General features: G+C 43.1%; 15 protein-coding genes and 1 pseudogene. 11 read left to right on the top strand and 5 right to left on the bottom strand.

Annotated elements, in window-relative coordinates; all coding sequences use genetic code 11:
* Positions 1-140: 140 nt before the first annotated feature.
* Positions 141-947, bottom strand: coding sequence for a hypothetical protein (locus tag DRZ93_RS07470; RefSeq protein ID WP_113746239.1), 807 nt, complete (start codon positions 945-947; stop codon positions 141-143).
* Between the two features lie 244 nt (positions 948-1,191).
* Between DRZ93_RS07470 and thrA the strand changes: the two genes are divergently transcribed.
* From thrA to thrC, 3 genes are read left to right on the top strand one after another with little or no spacing between them, the layout of a single operon-like run.
* Entirely contained in the window at positions 1,192-3,654 is a 2,463-nt protein-coding gene (gene thrA, locus DRZ93_RS07465) for a bifunctional aspartate kinase/homoserine dehydrogenase I (RefSeq protein WP_113744123.1), read from the top strand.
* Between the two features lie 3 nt (positions 3,655-3,657).
* Positions 3,658-4,626, top strand: coding sequence for a homoserine kinase (gene thrB / locus DRZ93_RS07460; protein WP_113744124.1), 969 nt, complete (start codon positions 3,658-3,660; stop codon positions 4,624-4,626).
* 26 nt (positions 4,627-4,652) lie between these two features.
* The gene (thrC, locus tag DRZ93_RS07455) at positions 4,653-5,942 is read left to right on the top strand and encodes a threonine synthase (RefSeq protein ID WP_113744125.1); all 1,290 of its coding nucleotides are present in this window, start codon (positions 4,653-4,655) and stop codon (positions 5,940-5,942) included.
* A gap of 165 nt (positions 5,943-6,107) precedes the next feature.
* On the opposite strand, the gene DRZ93_RS07450 is transcribed toward thrC, so the two are convergent.
* The 4 genes from DRZ93_RS07450 to DRZ93_RS07435 all read right to left on the bottom strand — a co-directional run bounded on the left by DRZ93_RS07450 (position 6,108) and on the right by DRZ93_RS07435 (position 11,832).
* Entirely contained in the window at positions 6,108-9,290 is a 3,183-nt protein-coding gene (locus tag DRZ93_RS07450) for a suppressor of fused domain protein (RefSeq protein ID WP_113746238.1), read from the bottom strand.
* Between the two features lie 392 nt (positions 9,291-9,682).
* Positions 9,683-10,288, bottom strand: a complete 606-nt coding sequence (locus tag DRZ93_RS07445) for a hypothetical protein (protein ID WP_113744127.1) — start codon at positions 10,286-10,288, stop codon at positions 9,683-9,685.
* A 58-nt stretch (positions 10,289-10,346) separates the two neighbouring features.
* Complete coding sequence (locus DRZ93_RS07440) at positions 10,347-10,856, bottom strand: hypothetical protein (protein ID WP_146741104.1); 510 nt, start codon at positions 10,854-10,856, stop codon at positions 10,347-10,349.
* Between the two features lie 253 nt (positions 10,857-11,109).
* A complete protein-coding gene (locus DRZ93_RS07435; protein WP_113744129.1) occupies positions 11,110-11,832 on the bottom strand; it encodes a DUF4241 domain-containing protein in 723 nt (240 codons plus the stop codon).
* 332 nt (positions 11,833-12,164) lie between these two features.
* On the opposite strand from DRZ93_RS07435, the gene ruvC reads away from it, so the two are divergent.
* The 8 genes and pseudogenes from ruvC (at position 12,165) to tolB (ending at position 18,784) form a co-directional block, all read left to right on the top strand.
* Positions 12,165-12,701: a crossover junction endodeoxyribonuclease RuvC gene (gene ruvC / locus DRZ93_RS07430; protein WP_113746237.1), complete on the top strand. Its 537-nt coding sequence runs from the start codon at positions 12,165-12,167 to the stop codon at positions 12,699-12,701.
* Positions 12,702-12,712: 11 nt separating this feature from the next.
* Entirely contained in the window at positions 12,713-13,330 is a 618-nt protein-coding gene (ruvA, locus tag DRZ93_RS07425) for a Holliday junction branch migration protein RuvA (RefSeq protein ID WP_113746236.1), read from the top strand.
* A gap of 2 nt (positions 13,331-13,332) precedes the next feature.
* Positions 13,333-14,400, top strand: coding sequence for a Holliday junction branch migration DNA helicase RuvB (gene ruvB, locus DRZ93_RS07420; RefSeq protein WP_113746235.1), 1,068 nt, complete (start codon positions 13,333-13,335; stop codon positions 14,398-14,400).
* A gap of 3 nt (positions 14,401-14,403) precedes the next feature.
* Positions 14,404-14,835, top strand: coding sequence for a YbgC/FadM family acyl-CoA thioesterase (locus DRZ93_RS07415; protein WP_113744133.1), 432 nt, complete (start codon positions 14,404-14,406; stop codon positions 14,833-14,835).
* A pseudogene (gene tolQ, locus DRZ93_RS13765) lies at positions 14,836-15,510 on the top strand (protein TolQ); the annotation flags it as partial.
* A gap of 606 nt (positions 15,511-16,116) precedes the next feature.
* Positions 16,117-16,539 (top strand): protein TolR, encoded by a 423-nt coding sequence (tolR, locus tag DRZ93_RS07405; protein WP_113744135.1) that lies wholly within the window; start codon positions 16,117-16,119, stop codon positions 16,537-16,539.
* An 8-nt stretch (positions 16,540-16,547) separates the two neighbouring features.
* Entirely contained in the window at positions 16,548-17,462 is a 915-nt protein-coding gene (gene tolA / locus DRZ93_RS07400) for a cell envelope integrity protein TolA (RefSeq protein WP_113746233.1), read from the top strand.
* Positions 17,463-17,506: 44 nt separating this feature from the next.
* Positions 17,507-18,784 carry a Tol-Pal system beta propeller repeat protein TolB gene (gene tolB / locus DRZ93_RS07395; protein WP_113744137.1) on the top strand — a complete coding sequence of 426 codons (1,278 nt, stop codon included), beginning with the start codon at positions 17,507-17,509 and terminating at the stop codon, positions 18,782-18,784.
* Positions 18,785-18,802 lie beyond the last annotated feature (18 nt).

Raw genomic sequence — 18,802 nt, 5'->3', positions numbered from 1 at the left:
TAAAGAGGTTTTTTAAAAAAGTGGATTAAATTCAGGAAATTTGCATCAGATCATAAAAATAGGGGGCGGCAATGCCCCATGTCAAGGCAGTTTGCACCTAAAAGTCGTGGTTTTAAGGCTATGTTTTAGATGCAGGCTGTTTATAAAAGCATGGACATATGATTTTCTTTTTGAGCCTGCTCATCTTTATACTTTTTACGATACAGACTGTCGCTGTAGCGGCCCTTGTCCTTTTTAAGCTTTTCTTTTAAAGCATAGCTTTTAAAGAGCAGCAGATATAGATATGGCATATAGGACTGATCAAAATAATAGCGGCTGCTGCTTTGTACATTGACCATGGCGCTGCTCATACGTGCAACCTCCTCAAGTGCGCATACTATTTTAAGTGTAAGCTTTAGAGTCTGCAGATCAAACTCTATAGAATCAAGACTCAGGGTGTTAGCTGCCATATTTGCCACAGATGGCATTGCAGCTGTAGCCTTGCACAGAGCCTGACGCAGATGCAGAGGAATATCTGTATTTAGCACATCTAAAAGGGCAGTTTCATCAGTACATACAAGTCTGTTGCCCTGATTTAGAAAATCATTTAAGGTGCACTGTCTGTGTCTTACAGACTCAGTCCCCTGCTCCTCGCTGTGCTGCATATTGCCGCTCTGTCCCTGAGAGCCGCCTTTTTTATGCTGATCTGCAACTATGGATTTTAATCCCTCATCGCGCTGTTCTTTAAAGACACTCTGCAGATCGTTTAAGAAATTTTTAAGGTTTTTGCCATCTGATGATGGATTTACCACCACAGCAGAGTTACTGCTGATATTGCCGTCATTTAAAAGATTGTGCCTCTCATGCACGCTTTTGGTAAAAGAGCTTTTAATCAGGGCCTGCGTAGCCTGCTTTAACTCTGCAACAGGCAGAGAGAGAAAGTTGGCGGCTGCATAATTTGTGTTCACTTTAATACCCCTTTTTGGTGCAATAGCTCTTTAAAGGTATTAGAGCAAAAGGTGTGCCTATTTTTAAGTTATTGAAATTTAAGTGATTTATGGCCAAAATGGCTTTTTGCCACGTGGCAGAAATTGCCCTAAACGGCTAAAAAACTTAAATTACTTTGACATTGATAGAAAAATCTAAATAATTTATCTAATACCTAAAACTATCTTAATTTTAAGAAAAATATATTTATAAAGGAGCCTTTATATGCGCGTTTTAAAATTTGGCGGTACATCTGTTGCTGATGCCAAGCGCTTTATTAATGTGTCTGATATTGCCATCAATACGGCAACACAGACGCAGACAGCTTTAGTTCTGTCCGCTCCTGCCAAGATTACAAATTTACTCGTAGCCTTAGTTAAAAGCGGTGTAAGTGGCGGGGACGGATCAGAGCAGATAACACAGATCCGCAGCATTATTGAGCCGCTTATAGACACACTTGACAGACAGTATGACAGATTTGACGGTCAAAGAATATTAAAGGAATTTAATACTACACTTGATCTTGTACAGCGCCGTATTGACGGTATTGTGCTGCTTGGTGTCTGCCCTGAGCCTGTTGAGGCCTTTATTGAAAGTCGCGGCGAGAGCTTCTCTATCCTTATTATGCATGAGCTGTTAAAGGCCCGTGGCTACAAGGTGCGTATAGTTGATCCTGTCACCACTTTAATTACAGAAGGCGGAGTACTTGAGTCTTCTGTCAATATTGAAAAATCAAAAGAAAGATATAAGATGCTGCCAGATGACAAAGAGGCCATTACTCTTATGTCAGGCTTCTGCGGTGGCAATGAAAATGGAGAGCTGGTGCTGCTTGGCCGCAACGGCTCTGATTATTCTGCAGCCTGTCTTGCTGCTATTGCCGATGCAAGCTGCTGTGAGATCTGGACTGATGTTGATGGTGTCTACAGCTGCGATCCAAGAGCTGTAAGCGATGCCGTGCTCTTAAAGCGCATGTCCTACAAGGAGGCTATGGAGCTGTCATACTTTGGTGCCAAGGTTATGCATCCACGCACCATTGCACCTATTGCCAGATTCCATATTCCATGCCTTATCAAAAATACTTTAAATCCTCAGGGTGAGGGTACACTTATTGCCGAGGATACAGACAGAAGTATTCCAATCAAGGGCATATCCGATCTTAAGAACATATCTCTTGTAAACGTCTCAGGCCCAGGCATGAAGGGTATGGTGGGTATGGCAGGACGCCTTTTTAGTGCTATATCAGCAGAGAAGATCTCCATTGTACTTATTACTCAGTCATCATCTGAGTACTCAATTTCCTTCTGTATCCATACACAGGATGCCATGAAGGCCAGAGCCGCCATAGAAAATGAATTTCTTTTAGAGCTCAAAGAGGGTTTACTTGATCCTGTGGAGATAGTGGATAAAAAGGCCATTATCTCTGTAGTGGGCGATGGTATGAAGACCATGAAGGGCACCTCAGGTAAGTTCTTCAGGGCTCTTGCGCAGGCCAACATCAATGTCAATGCCATTGCACAGGGCTCATCTGAACGTTCCATCTCTGCTGTAATTGATGAAGGCAAGGTCTCAGAGGCTATAGCCATCTGTCATATGAGTTTCTTCTCATCCCGTCAGGTGCTTGATCTTGTGGTCTTAGGCATAGGCGGTGTAGGCGGCGAGCTTTTAGCTCAGATTCAAAGACAGCATCACAAGCTAAAATATGTGCAGGGTATTGAAATACGCGTGGTAGGTGTTGGCAATTCCAAGCACTTTATCAAGGATATTAACGGCATAGATCTTGACAACATTCAGGACAGACTTAAAAACAGTGAAGACAGTGCCTTTAGCATAGATGAGCTCAGACGCCTAGTTGAGGATTCTCACCTTGTAAATCCTGTTTTAGTTGACTGCACCTCAAATGAAAAGCTAGCTTTATCCTATATAGACTTTATGCAGGCAGGTTTTCATGTGGTCACACCAAACAAGAAGGCCAATACCTGCTCTTATGAGTATTACAAAGGCATAAGAGATACAGCAAGAAAGTGTCACCGCAAGTTTTTATATGAGGCCAATGTGGGAGCAGGTCTGCCTGTTATCAACACATTGCAGAACCTTTTATCGGCAGGTGACAGCCTCATTGAGTTTAAAGGTATTATGTCAGGCACACTCTCTTATATTTTTGGCAAGGTTGAAGAGGGTATGTCACTGTCACAGGCTACCATGGATGCCTATGAAAAGGGCTTTACCGAGCCAAATCCTGCAGACGATCTTGACGGTATGGATGTGGCAAGAAAGCTTTTGATTTTAGCCCGCGAGTGTGGCTATAGAACAGATCTTGATGATATTGTCATGGAAGGTGCTGTAGAGAGCAGATTCTTAAAAGGTGCCACTCTTGATGAGCTTATGGCTAATCTGCGTGAGTATGATGCCATTTTTGATAAAAAGGTACAAAAGGCCAAAGAGAGCGGCAGGGTGCTGCGCTATGTGGCCTCAATCAGAGAGGGACAGTGCCGCTGCGGTATTGAGGCAGTTGATGTTTCAGATCCTCTGTACAAAGTATCAGGCGGTGAGAATGCCCTGGCCTTTACCACAGATTATTACAAGCCAATTCCACTTGTAATCCGTGGCTATGGTGCCGGCACTGCAGTGACTGCTGCCGGTGTGCTTTCTGATATTCTGCGTCTGCAGAACTGGACACGTGAGGGCTAGAATATGACTAAAGTTTATACAGCCTATGCCCCGGCCTCTGCTGCCAATCTATCTGTGGGTTTTGATCTTTTAGGAGCCGCACTGCGTCCTGTCAGCGGGGCTGTGCTTGGCGACAGAGTAAGTGTGTGTGAGGATAACAGTATTGATGGCTGCAAAGTGCAGACAGTGGGGCGCTTTGCGCACAAGCTGCCTGAGGACTTTACCAAAAACATTGTATATGTAGCCTATAACCTATATGCAAGAACACTTGCAGAAAAAGGTGCCAAAGCTAAAAATCTTAAGATGCGCCTTGAGAAAAATCTGCCTGTATGTTCAGGTCTTGGCTCCTCAGCCTCATCAGTTGTGGCAGCTGTGGCTGCCCTTGATGCTGCCCATGATGATTTTTTAGGCCGCGATGGTATGCTAAAGCTTATGGGTCAGCTTGAGGGGCAGATTTCAGGCTCTATACATTATGACAATGTAGCTCCATGTTTCTTTGGCGGTCTGCAGCTGGTCACAGGCTTTGACAGTCAGGTAAGTCTTACTTTAAGGAGTTTTGACAGCTGGCTGTGGGTTTCATGTTTTCCTGGTATCAGGGTCTCAACCTCAAAGGCCAGAGCCATTTTACCTGCACAGTATCTGCGCTCTGATGTTATAACTTTCGGACGCAATCTGTCAGCCTTTGTGCACGCCTGTCATACTCAGGATGAAAAGCTGGCCTGTCAGTGTCTTTATGATGTAATTGCAGAGCCATACCGTGCCTCATTAATTCCGGGCTTTGACAAAGCCCGCGAATATGGCAGGGCACATGGAGCTTTAGCTACAGGTATTTCAGGCTCAGGTTCATCAATATTCTCAATTTACACAGATATGGACAAGGCACGCGAGATGAAAGAGTATCTTGAACGCAACTTTATTGATAATGAAGATGGTTTCTGTCATATCTGCACTATTGACAAGGAAGGATGCACTGTAACTGTCAGTGAGGAATAGTTAGGTTTTAAAAGAGTGGATTGTAAATGCAATTATTCAATTTAAAAGATAAAAGTCAGGAAGTTAATTTTGCAACTGCCGTGACACTGGGTATAGGACGCAATCAGGGTCTGTTCTTTGTCGACAGGATTATCAAGCTTGATAATATAGACGAGCTATTATCCATGCCTTTGGTGGCCAGATCACAAAAGATTCTGCGTCATATTATAGGTGATGAGGTACCTGAGCTTGAGGCTATTGTTGAGGATGCCTTTACCTTCAAGGCTCCTCTTGTCAAGGCCGATGACAATATCTTTGCCCTTGAGCTTTTCCATGGTCCTACTCTTGCTTTTAAGGACTTTGGCGCAAGATTTATGGCCCGTGTGCTCTCTGCCATACGTGGTGATAAACATTTAACTATTTTAACAGCAACCTCTGGTGATACAGGTGCTGCTGTGGCTGATGCCTTCTACCGTCAAAAAGGCATAGATGTGGTCATACTTTATCCAAAGGGCAAGATCTCAATACTGCAGGAAAAGCTTATCTCAACTTTAGGTGAGAATATCAATGCTATTGAGGTTGAAGGTGATTTTGACATGTGTCAGGACATGGTTAAAAAAGCCTTTGATGACAGGGATTTTGTTGATGCTGTAGGTTTAAACTCAGCCAATTCCATCAATGTCAGCCGTCTTTTTGCTCAGATCTGCTATTACTTTGAGGCTGTGGCACAGCTGCCTGAGAGTAAAAGAGACAAGGTGGTATTTTCTGTACCATGCGGCAATTTTGGCAATATTACAGCAGGTCTTATAGCCAGGGCTTTAGGTCTTAAGGCCAGATTTGTCATTGCCTGCAATGTCAATGATACAGTGCCGCGCTATCTTAAATCCGGCAGATGGGAGCCAAAGCCTACCATAGCTACTTTATCAAATGCCATGGATATATCACGTCCTAACAACTGGCCGCGCGTTGAGGCTTTATGTCAGATGCAAAACTGGTCTTTACAGGATTTTGATTATGGCGTGCTTGATGATGAGAGCACCAAAGGCGTGATGCGCGATCTGTACAGCAGAACCTCATATATATTAGAGCCACATGCCGCCATTGCCTACAGTGTGCTAAAGGATGCCTTATCTGATGATGAGACAGGTATTTTCCTGGGTACTGCACATCCTGCCAAGTTTAAAGATGATGTTGACAGCGCTCTTGGTATTGATGTTCCTGTACCAGAGATTCTTCGCAGCAAGATGGAGCTTGAAAATAAATCTGTGGTCATGAAACCTGATTTTGAGCTTTTAAAAGACTATATGCTAAATACTCTAAAGCTTGATAAAAAATAAATCCTGAAATTTTAAAAAATTGCAAAAGGCCCATGTAGTAATAATACATAGGCCTTTATCTTTAGTTACCGTACAAAGCTGTCTAATAGGATGCTGCACAAAAGGCAGCTGTTCAGACAGGCCTTGTCGCACAAAGCTTTATGTGCGCCGTGAGGCGCACAGAATCTAGCATGAATACTGCCTGTCGGCTTTTTTCTCCTTTGTACTCTTTTCTATAGCATTTTTCCTGTAAGGATCAACTATAAAGCTTATGCCTGCCATCTTCTCTAAAAGACTGTCGGCATCATGGGTCATCTTATATTCCATCTCCTCCCTGTAAAGAGGAATAACCTGATAGAAGTTAATCTCAAGATCATCTGATAAAATACAGATCTCACCGTCATCTAAAGTATCCTCAAGACCTGTGAGCATGGCAGCGCACAGCTGTGTATTATCAGCAAAAGGTTTTTCATTATCAAGACTGTGACCAAAGCCAAGCCAGGTTTCACTGTATATAGGCAAGCGTGCCATGCTTTTTAACAGACGCACAGGCCAGTACCACTTCTCATCATGCAGCGAGGCATCATCAAGCTTCCAGTCAGGCGGTAGGGCTATGGCAAGCTCGGCACGCTCTAAATTGTAGGAGGCAAGCTCCTCTGGCACATTCATCCTATGGGCGCCCATACCCATGGTAATCAGGGTATAGTAATTGCGTCTGTCAGATGGAGGCACTACACATATATCTACATGAATATCAGGTGAGATAAGCTCATGCATCACCTTCTCAAAGTCACCAAAGGTCTTTGAAATATGCTCCTCAATCTGTGCCATTTCCTCCTGTGAATAGGTTTCAACGCCTTCATCGTTCATGACCAGACCAAAGGGCTCTGACTGTGTGCCATCGGCATGTATAATAACTCTAAAGGACTGCATCACATCTTTTGGACTGTAGACCAGGCATATATCATAGTTCTGTTCTACAAGTACGTAAGAGAGAGTACCTACAGTAAGCGCATCTTTTGAGTATTTAAGCCAGCTGCCATCAAGAAGTTTTTCCTGAAGATCATAAAGCCTGTCATAACTCATCTTGGACAGACCGGCCTCGTTCATGCGAAAGACCAGCACAACCTCCTGTCCCTCAATTACATATTTAAACTCACAGCCAGGAATGTCTTTTTTATACACAACTCCATCGAGTTTAAAGAGATCAAGTGCCTTTGCAAGACCTTCTTCATTGACTCTGATGCAGGCAATAGCGCGCTGTTTGTCATCGGCATCCTCATCAAGACCCATCTGCAGCTTTTTATCTGCATTTGGATTTATCCAGTGATACTCCATCTGCTCAAGGCTGGCACCATCATCAATCTCCTGCTTTAAGGTCTCAAACTCATAATCACCTGGTACAAGTTTTAAACCATGCTCAACAGCATCAAGAGCGCCTTCTTTATCACCAAAATGATAGAGCAGTTTGCCAAGCTGCAGCCAGATCCATGGATAGTCAGGCTCCTCTACAGCGCCTTCTTTGGCAAATTTTAAAGCCTCATCAAGGCGAGAGCAGTACATAAGAGCCACACTGTAGCGATAAAACCAGGTGCCGCAGCCTCTGGCATTGACATAAGAGTGCTCCATCCATTGTGCAACACTATAGTAGAGCATATAGCTGTCAAGATTGTTGCCGGCATATGCATACCACAGCGCAAGCTGCAGATCCTCCTGTGCCTGCTCTTTGCTAAAGAGCCTGTCCTCAATGCCTTTGTCTATAAAATCATCAAGATACTGCATCATTTTGCCATAGTAGCCGCTGTCATCATCTTCATCTACAAAGGACTCAAGAGTCTTGATATCCTCAGATGAGAGCACGGAGCTTGTATCTTCATGAATGACAGGCTCAATAGTATCGTCAATTAAAGACAGAGACTCACTGCCATATCTTAAAGTCTTAAAGAGGGCTGACTCTACCTTGTTTTGAGCAAAGAAAGCCTCAGCTGTCTCAAGCACGGCTGTAAGATCACAGGCTATAAAATCTATATAGCAATAGTAAAGACCTGTAGCTCCTCCTATAAAGATAAAGGCATCATCTCCTGTCTCCTGCACAATGGTATCGAGTAGTTTGTCTCTGAAATTTAAAATCTCCTTGGCTCTGTCATCAGAGACAAAAGACTCAAGTGAAAAGCAGATAAAGCCTGCAACTATGCCTTTACAATAGTATTCATCAAAAATATCGGTCTCATGACTATAATAGTCATTAAGCAGAGCAGTCAAAGAAGTGCTGCCTGCAAAGATATCAAAGCGCAGCGGAGCTTCAGGATCCTTGACAGGTTCAATTGAGTAGCTGTAAAAACTGTTGTCAAGAAGGATCTTGGCATCGGTATAAGGTTCACATCCCATACTCTCAAGCACGCCAGGCAGACGATTAAGAGGCAGACCCATACTGTCCTTTACCTTGTCAGCTATATCAAAAGAGGCTATATGGGCAATAGTTGAGATCTCTCCTATGCATTGCTCTATAAGCATGCACATAGCCCAGAAGGCATGATTTCTATCCTTTTTTAGCACAGGCAGCAGTTCATGGCAGTACAATGTGAGTTTGACTCTGTTGTCATCATTTTTTTCTACCCACATCAGTACGTCATCAGCGTTGATTTCAAAATCCTCAGTGCGCAGCAGGAAATTATCATTTCTCTGTCTGCCTACAACAATATTCCAGTTTTCAAACAATGACTGTGGGGCATGGTTTAGAAAATACTGCAGAATAAAAAGCTTATGGCGCAGGCTGTGGGCTGATAGTACCAGCTCATATTTGCTGCCATTAAAGCCAAGCTCAAAGGAGATATCATCAAGAGCAGTCTTTAGTGCAGTTGCGCACAGCTCAAGCATCTCATTACCGCGCTCATTTCTGTCCTTAGAGTCTATAATTTCACGCAGTCTGCCTTCAATTTTGACAAATTCCTCCCAGGCCTTTTGTGTTCTTTGAAAAAAGTCACGCGAAAATATAGGCATGCTCAGACGCTGCTTACAGTCCTCTATGTACTGTTTAATATTTTCATCATCTGGCTGCAGTGCTAAAGCTTTTTTATAGTATTCAAGGGCAACAGGAATATTTTCAAGCATTAAATTGGCAGTGGCCATACTGTTAAGGAATCTTGGCTCATCTGCAAAATACTCCTCATGCTCAAGAAGCAGATTACAGGCCTTTATAAGCATAGGACGACCTTCATCGCCAAAAGGAGCTATGCTGATGTAGGCACATGCCAGATCAAAGTCAAGCTCTGCAGTGCGCTCCTCAGGGGCAAGGGCCTCAAGAATTTCAATTATTTTTTCTATATTTCCCTGTGCCTTATACTGCTGACACTGCTCAATAATATTCATAGAAAATCTCCTTGCCTCTTTTGCTGTGAGAATAACAACATATTAAAAGCGCTGTAAGCTTTACTTCATATAATATATGCCCTGATACAGCTTTAAGTTAAGCGACCATTAACTAAATATAATGCCACTTTAAATCTTTCATTAGAGCTTTTTTCAATATTAATATGTGCAAAGGCTTTTGCAAGAAAAAGTGCTGTTTTTTATAGAGATATAAGAGCTAGGTATATTTTGTGCGCTAAGGATATGCAAAGGCTTTCGCCTTTTTTATCCCATGTGTCATTTAACTGTCTTTATAAGACAGAGGCATAATCTGTAGTATCAGAATGCCGGCATTAAAGGCCTGTCTTGGAGAGCGCAGATTTTATCTTAAAGCCAGACAGTACATGTTTATCTTAAAGCTGCGCTCTTTGCATCTGCACAAGCAGCTTTACAATGCGCTCACGGTTTTTAGCTGTTTTCATAAAGGTTGGCAGATGATCTGACTGTGTCTTTAAAGGATAGGTGGCAGGCTTTTGCCTTTGAGTGGCTGCAAGATAATCTATAAGATAGTTTAGATGCTCTTTATTAAGAGCCCATATGGCTCTGCCCTGAAAGTGGGTTAAAAACCACAGCTCAAAACCAAAAAAAGGCTCGCGCCCATTAGCTATAGACGCAATATAGGAATAAGCCTGCGCAGTTTTATGTACTGCGCCTGTCATAGCTGTGCCGCAGTAGGGGCAGGCTACAGTAAGTACACTAAAGTGCTGGCTTTTTTTATCTTCAATATCAACTCTGTAGTATCTGCCACAGTTTTTGCACTGATTGTGGACATCATAGCGATAGACAGTGCGATCCCTAGTCTGCTGACAGGTACAGCTGTGACAGACAAAATAGGCCATATTACCATCAACTTTTACAACACCTGCCTTATGACATCTAGGGCATTTGACCATAATACCCACGCTCATGGCATTGTAGGCACTATAGGTAAGGTATGGTTTATCAACATAGCGCTGCATATAAAAAACCTAAAACATCATAACAAAGCTTTTATGCTCATAGTTTTTAAACACTGTTTTACTCTGTCCTGCCAACAGTGCACTCATGGGCATTAAAGCCACTTAAAAAATTCTCAATATCTTCTGCGCTGCTGGATTTAAAGTTTTTGTTTAAAACAGCTACGGCACTTGCCATTACAGCTCCATCCTGTCCTGGTATGAGGCTCACCACTACAGGTATGGCATTTTCATAGGTTAAAAGATAAATAGCATTGTCCTTTAAAGTATTTAAGACAAAGGTCTGCTGTACTGTGCAGCTGCTTGATGCAGACAGTGTCACAGGCCCATCCTGTGCATTTATCCTGCTGCCAAGAGTGCTGTATAGAGCATCATTGATGCGCCTTTGCAGTGATGATGGCAGTGATGACAGATCTGAGTGCAAGGCAAGCCAGGCTGGGCCTTTCATGGCTGGACTTAACTTATAGACTGTCTTTAATTTTGAAAAATTTTTATCTTTTATTGTAAGGAGGAGCTGCCTTACATCTTTATCTGCTGTAAATAAGGCTATCCACTCCTCACTTTTTAACATTTGCTCCATTTCACTTACAAGAGACTGACTTTTTAGGTACAGTGCATTCTCAAGTATACATGAAGGAGCGGCACTTACAGATCCTCCATATACACAACAGCAAAAAGAACATGTATAAATAAAAGTTTTAAGTTTTTGCATATAAATTTAAGCCTATGTCATGCACTTTATAGCCTCAAAGGCAGAACTTATCTTTGGCAGCTAAGCAGGACTGGCATTATTATCCTTTTTAAAAAATCTATTGGCTGATGTATCAGCTGTAGCTCTCTTTAATATCAATAAAGCTTACATATATACCACAGACTTTGCCATTTCCATCATAGCCAAAGTAGACAGGATAGCAGCCATCACCCCAGCCTGAGGAGCACATTATAAGATTAAAACTGCTGTCAGGTACTGTCCAGTTAAGCCAGTCTCCATAGCGGCTTTGATATTTTGGATTTTCTTTGACATTCTGCTCAAGCAGATCCTCAAACAGATCGTTGTATGGATCAATGTCGCTGTCCTCCTCAAGACGTCTGTCCCAGTAGGCCTTAAATGCTTTTTGTGTCTGAATATCTGCTATGCAACCCATACCGGCATCAACGCCAAAGCCAAAATACTCACCTTGTGATGGCTCTTCATCAAGCTGTTCGCTGCCCGTCATAGCAAGCTCATATACAACAGGTTTTTCCTGGCTTATTTCAATCTTGATGCAGGCATAGCGGTCACCATACTTTTCACTTGGCACCACGCAGAGCTTTACAGGATAGGTTCCTGCCTCAACTGTCTGCAGAAAGGGCTCTGCAGTATCAAGATTTACCAGAGGATCACAGGCAATGACAGTGCCTGTTGGCAGATATAAACTGCCAGCATCAATAACATCAATTTTGATATCTTCAATAACATCACTGATAAAATACGACTCTAAATCGGTTTGACTTCTAAGTTTGACTTTAAAGGTCTCGTATTTTGCAAGCCATTCACTATCTGCCATGATTTTATCTCCCTTGGATTTTGTTAAAACCTGTCACTTAATTAATCTAAAACATTTTTAGACTGTATTAAAGAGTGCAGATCACATAGTCTTGATATGACAAAACAGTATGCAAAAGCTATGTTATCTTGTATTGAACTTAGGCTTTCATAGACATCAAAGAGCACAGAGAGATAATAATTGCAGCTATATGACAAAAAGAGCTCAAAGCATTTAAAAATACAGCATCATGCCTTTATTAATCTACTTAAGTCATATTATCATCAAAGACTTAGCTTTATATTTTTAGAGCTATTTTTTGTATAATATACGCATTTTGTTATGAGGCGTATATGCAGCTAAGAATATTAGGTATTGATCCTGGCTCACGAATTACAGGCTATGGGGTTATTGATGTCAATGGCCCTGTGGTGCATTACGTGGGATCAGGCTGCATAAAAGCCGGTACAGACGTACTATATAAAAGACTGCATAATATCTTTACAGGTGTATCTACTCTTATAGAGCAGTTCAAACCAGATGTCTTTGCTATTGAACAGACTTTTTTATCTAAGAATGTGCAGTCTACGGTCAAGCTTTCAGAGGCCAGAGCCAGCGCCATGGTGGCAGCTACTGTTGCCTCGCTTGAGGTTTATGAATATACCCCCATGCAGATAAAACAGGCAGTGGTAGGCTACGGAGCGGCCCAGAAAAATCAGGTACAGTTTATGGTGCAGAAAATTCTGCGTCTGTCAGGCACTCCTCAGACTGATGCAGCCGATGCACTGGCCTGCGCTTTATGTCATGGATATACATATGCTGTAAGCTCACGTATGGGTAATGATGTTGCAGTAGGCTCCTCCATACGTGGACGTTTAAGAGGCACATAAGGAGATTTTTTGTGATAGGCAGTTTACAGGGCAAGGTCCTGCGTATAGATGGAATGATGGTGCTGATTGAAACATCAGGTGTAGGTTATGAGGTGGAAATGCCTGTAACCTCACTAAGAGATATCAGCGTTGATGATGAGGTCTTTATTTTTATACATCATGTGGTGCGTGAGGATGCATCACTGCTTTATGGTTTTGCCGATATAGGCTCAAGAACACTGTTTCGTGAACTTATTAAAGCCAGCGGCATAGGCCCTAAAATGGCCCTGGCTATTTTATCCTCACTTACTGTGGATGATTTTATCAAGGCTTTGAGTTTTTCTGATGTAACAGCCCTGACAGCTATACCTGGAGTTGGCAAAAAGACAGCTGAAAGAATAATTGTTGAGTTTAAAGATAAAGTATCAAAGCTCAATCTTGCTCCAGCTGCCGCTGCAGGCTGTCAGAGCCAGGATAACAGTAACAGCGGAGTGTGTGTTAATATGTTTGCCACTCAGGAGGCCGTATCTGCCCTTATGGGTCTTGGCTATAAAGAGAATGTGGCTTTAGAGTATGTCAAAGCTGTATATGTTGAGGGTATGGATACAAAAGATATCATAGTCAAAGCTCTGGCACTGGTTAAGAGGTAGTCATGTCAGATGCATCAATTGTGGCTGATGCCATTGGGGTTAATCCTGATTTAAGCCCGGACAGGACTGCACAGGAAATACGCGATTTAAATACAGCCTCAGGTCAGGCTGAGGACAGGGCGCTGCGTCCTAAGACACTGTCTGACTATATAGGTCAGGAGGATGTCAAGGCTCAGCTTGAAATTGCCCTGAAAGCAGCAAAAAAACGCGGTGAGGCTCTTGATCATGTACTTATTTTCGGCCCTCCTGGTCTTGGTAAAACCACACTGTCAAATATTATAGCCAATGAGCTTGGCGTACATATGTCGCAGACTTCAGGTCCTGCCCTTGAGAAAAAGGGAGATGCGGCCGCTCTTTTAACCAATCTGCAGTCACGTGATGTAATCTTTATTGACGAGATACACCGTCTCTCTCCTGTGATTGAGGAATTTATGTATCCTGCCATGGAAGATTACGAGGTTGACATTATGACAGGCGAGGGTCCGTCAGCCCGCTCCATTAAAATAGGTTTAAGTCCATTTACTCTTGTTGGTGCCACCACAAGAGCAGGAACTTTAACCTCTCCTCTGCGTGCCCGTTTTGGCATCATACTGCAGCTAAACTATTACAGCCCTGAAGAGCTTGAGCTTATTATCTCGGCAAGTGCCAGAAAGCTTAATATAAGCATTGATTATGCAGGAGCCATGGAAATTGCCAGACGTTCACGCGGTACACCGCGTGTAGCCAATCGCCTTTTAAAGCGTGTGCGTGATTATGCCGAGGTCAAGGGCAGCGGCTTTATTGATGAGGATGTGGCCAATAAGGCATTAAATCTGCTCAAAATTGATCCTGATGGTTTTGATGATTTTGACAGGCAGTATTTAAAGGCCATTATCGATGATTTTAACGGCGGACCTGTAGGTGTTGATTCTCTTGCAGCCTCATTAGGCCATGAACGTGATACACTGGAGAATGTGGTTGAGCCTTATCTTATTCAGCAGGGTTTTGTGCAGCGCACCAGACAGGGGCGCATGGCTTCCAAAAAGGCCTATAAAAAGTTTAATATACGCTATGACGAGGATGGTGAGTAGTTTATGAGTTTTACTATAAATGCCCGCGTATACTATGAAGATACCGATGCCGGCGGCATTGTCTATCATGCCAATTATCTTAAATTTACAGAAAGAGCAAGAACAGACTGGCTGCGTCAGCTTGATATATCGCAGGATAAAATGTTAAAAGAGGGCGTGGGCTTTGTTATTTCACGTATCAATGCCCGTTTTATCAAAAGCGCAAGACTTGACGATATGTTAACTATAAGCTGTATTCCAGTACGTGTCAGACGTGTGGGGATCAGCTTTTTTCAGCAGATTTTCAATGACAGCGGTGAACTGCTTTTTGAAATGGAATGCGATATTGCCTATCTTGATCTTAAAAAAGGCCTACCAATGAGAATGGATGGTCCTGCTATGGATTTTGCTCTCTCGCAGGTACCAGCAGATATTAGTGATATGAGGGTTAAATAAATGCAGCAGGCACAGGGAACCTTATCTTTTACCGAGCTTATCTTCAATGCCAGCTTTTTAGTACAGCTTGTAATGCTCTTTTTGCTCATACTCTCTTTGGTGTCATGGACTATTATTATTCAGCGCTCCAATCAGTACAAGATAGCCAAGCGTCAGGCCATGGAGTTTGAAGACAGATTCTGGTCTGGTATAGATCTTAACAATCTCTATCAGGACTGTATTAAAAGACAGGATAGTCTTATAGGTCTTGAGGTTATCTATGCTGCAGGCTTTAAAGAGTTTGTGCGCCTTGTAAATTCAGGTCCTGCCGATCAGGAAGTGGTAATGGACGGTACCTATCGTCAGATGAAGGTGGCAAGCTCACGTGAGGTTGAGGCTCTTGAGTCACATCTGCCTACTCTGGCCACCATTGGCTCCATCTCCCCATATATTGGACTGTTTGGTACTGTGTGGGGTATTATGCACGCCTTTGTGGCACTGGCTGCAGTTAAAAACGCTACTTTGAACATGGTAGCCCCGCCAATTGCCGAGGCGCTGATTGCTACTGCCATGGGTCTTTTTGCCGCCATTCCTGCCGTTATGTTCTACAACCGCTTTGTAACCAAGGTAGAGGCTCTTGAAAACACCTATCTAAACTTTATGGATGAGTTTTCAACTATATTAAACCGTCGTCTGGTTACAATAAGATCACAGCTTTTAAAAAATGACAAGGATGGTGGGCAGAGTGCAGCTCACCATCAAAATGTTCACGGTACTGCTGCAGCTCCTGTCAAGACCAGAGCTGCCATGACACAAAGTACCATGTCTGAGGGTACTGTGCCGCAAAGAACTATGTCTCAAAGCTCCATGTCCCAAAGTAGTATAACCCACAATACTATGGCTCAAAGCACCGCAAGGCAGGAACTTTCAGGACACGCAGGTGCAGGGCACAGTCAGAGTGCAGCACAGACAGCTGTAAAACATCAGAGCACAGCTAATACCAGAGCCCCAAGGGAGAGTGCATCAGGCTCGTATATTGCCCCAGGTTCCATATCCTCTGTCTACAATAAAGCTATGCAGGATGTAACTGATGCTACAAAGGGCAGAGCCTCTTTAGCTTCAGGTGCTGCTGATGGCACTGTAAATGTAGATTTTTCAGGTGGCTTTTTGCGACCAGGTGCCCATGTATCCTCGCAGGGCTATGTAAATGCTAAGGATAGCGGTGGTATAAATAATACACAAAGCGATGAGCCAAGGTATATAACCCCAGGCGTGCGCAAGGACAGAGGCGGGCAGTAATCTATGAAGACACGAGCCAGATCCAAAAAAAGAGCAGTGGCTGAAATCAATGTAGTGCCATATATTGATGTAATGCTGGTGCTTTTGGTTATTTTTATTGCCACAGCGCCTGTGGTGATGCAGGGAGTGACTGTTGATCTGCCAAAGGCTCAGGCCGAGGCTATGAATGAAGATCAGAGAACTCCTATTATTGCCTCTGTTGACAGAGCAGGTCAGTACTTTGTCAGTATGGATACAACCTCTGTAAAAGTACCTGATCTTAATGAGGTGGCACGTCTGGTATCAATTGAACTTGCCAAGGATCCAACCCGTCCTGTGGTAGTGCAGGGAGATGCACAGGTGCCGTATGACAGCGTTATTCAGCTGATGAATGCACTTAAAAACGGTGGAGTGCAGTCAGTAGGACTGGTTACAGATCCTCTATAGGATAGAGTGTGAAAATAAATATTGTTGCTGCTTTTATCATAGCACTTGTTATACATCTAGGCCTGGTGGCCGCCCTGGTTATCAATATTTCTCTTGATAAGCCAAAAAGACCTAATGAAAATGTAGGCAAAATCATGCATGCCACTATAATCTCTGCACCGCCTAAGGGTAATCCTAATGGGCAGAAGGTTAATGCCTCCTCTAAAAAAGAACAGCAGAGTATACAGCAAAACTCCAAAAATAAAGAGCTTGAGGCTAAAAAGGCTGAGCTTGAAAAGCAGATTGCAGCGCAAAAAGCTTTAGAGCAGAAGCGTCAGGAGGCTCTTGCATTAAAGAAAAAGCAGGAAGAAAAGAAAAAGCTTGAAGAGAAAAAGAAGCTAGAGGAAAAGAAAAAGCTTGAAGAGAAAAAGAAGCTAGAGGAAAAGAAGAAGCTTGAGGAGAAAAAGAAATTAGAGGAAAAGAAGAAGCTTGAGGAGAAGAAAAAACTCGAGGAGAAAAAGAAGCTAGAGGAAAAGAAAAAACTCGAGGAGAAAAAGAAACTTGAGGAGCAAAAACGTCAGGAGGCTATGAACAAGGCCAAAGAGGAAGCCAACTCTATTGAAGATGAGCTTTTTGGTTCTGCAGATGGTGTAGAAGGAGGGGGCGGTGGCTCTGATGGCGGAGTATCGGCACAGTATGGAGCCAAGGTCACACAGCTTATTGAGCAGAACTGGCGTATTGATCCGTCAATGAATGGTAAAAAGGTGGTGGTTACTGTGACAGTGGGGCCTGATGGTCTTATCTCCAATGAAAAATGTGAAGGAGACAAGGCTGTATGCAACAGCGCTCTTAGTACTTTAAGACTTATAGGCATGTTGCCTATGCCTCCTAAAGAGTGCACAGACTGCAATACTATAGTAATTTCAATGACACCAAAACTTTAACGTATTATAATCTTACGTAATTTACAGCGTTATTGAGGGTAAAAATGTTTAGGAAACTTATAACAGCTATGGCGCTGCTGGCGGCTACATTTAGTGCCAATGCTGCGCTTGAAATTCAGATTACAGGTGGTATTAATGAAGGTCGCAAGATTGCAGTTATGCCATTTGAACAGCCTATGATAGGCATAGATGTGGCCTCTGTGGTCAGTGCCGATCTTATGCGTTCAGGTAAATTTTCACCACTGCCAAAGTCTGCTCTGCCATCACATGGCAAATTAAATCAGATTGATTTAAAGGCTTTTGAAGGCTCACCTGCCGAGGCCGTAGTTGTAGGACGAGTTTTTCCTGACGGCGATAAATATCAGCTTGAGTTTCAGCTCGTAGCCCTGCAGGGTGCCAACAAGGGCAAGATTTTAGCTCATTACCGTGGTCCTTCAAATCTTGAGACCATGCGTAAAGCCGCCCACCGTGTTTCTGACAGAGTCTACAAGCATCTGACAGGTCAGGAGGGCGCCTTTAGAACCCGCATTGCCTATATAGTCTACCGTCACAGCGATAAATATCCTTATCAGCTTATGACTGCAGATTATGACGGCTTTAATGAGACTCCTGTACTAAGATCTGCAGAGCCTATTATGACTCCTTCATGGTCACCAGATGGCAGCTCTTTGGTATATGTAAGCTTTGAGCGCAGAGCTCCTGCTATTTTTATTCACAATATCTATACTAAAAAGCGTGTAAAACTAGCTGCCTTCAAAGGTCTTAACAGTTCACCATCGTGGTCACCAGATGGCACCAAGATTGCCATGACACTGTCAAAAGACGGTCAGCCTGACATCTACTATTATGATCTTAATGTAAGAAAGCTTATACGTGTTACTTCAGACAGATCTATTGATACCGAGCCTACCTGGGATGAAAACTCCAATGCTCTGTACTTTACCTCAGACAGAGGTGGCAGAGCTCAGATCTACAGATTTGATTTTGCCACAAGAAAGACAGATCGTGTAACCTATCAGGGCAATATGAATCTGTCAGCCAAGAAAATTCCTGGCAGTGATGCCCTTATTGTGGTGACACAGCAGAACGGTTATCGTGTAGCCCGTGTTGACAAGGATGGAAGCATTTATATGTTAACTACATCAGCACTTGATGAGTCTCCATCTGTTGCTCCAAATGGCTCTATGGTAATATATTCAACTGTATATCAGGGTCGCAAAGGTCTGGCCTTGGTGTCTGCCGATGGAAGATTTAAAGCCAATTTACCTTCTACTCAGGGAGAGGTCAGTGCACCATCCTGGGGTCCAATTGTTGATAGATAAAATATTATAGGAATTGTT

It is taken from the genome of Anaerobiospirillum thomasii (genome assembly GCF_900445255.1).
Classification (GTDB): Bacteria; Pseudomonadota; Gammaproteobacteria; order Enterobacterales; family Succinivibrionaceae; genus Anaerobiospirillum_A; species Anaerobiospirillum_A thomasii.
The sequence above is the reverse complement of the archived record's forward strand: the minus strand, read 5'-3'. Positions and strand labels throughout refer to the sequence as shown.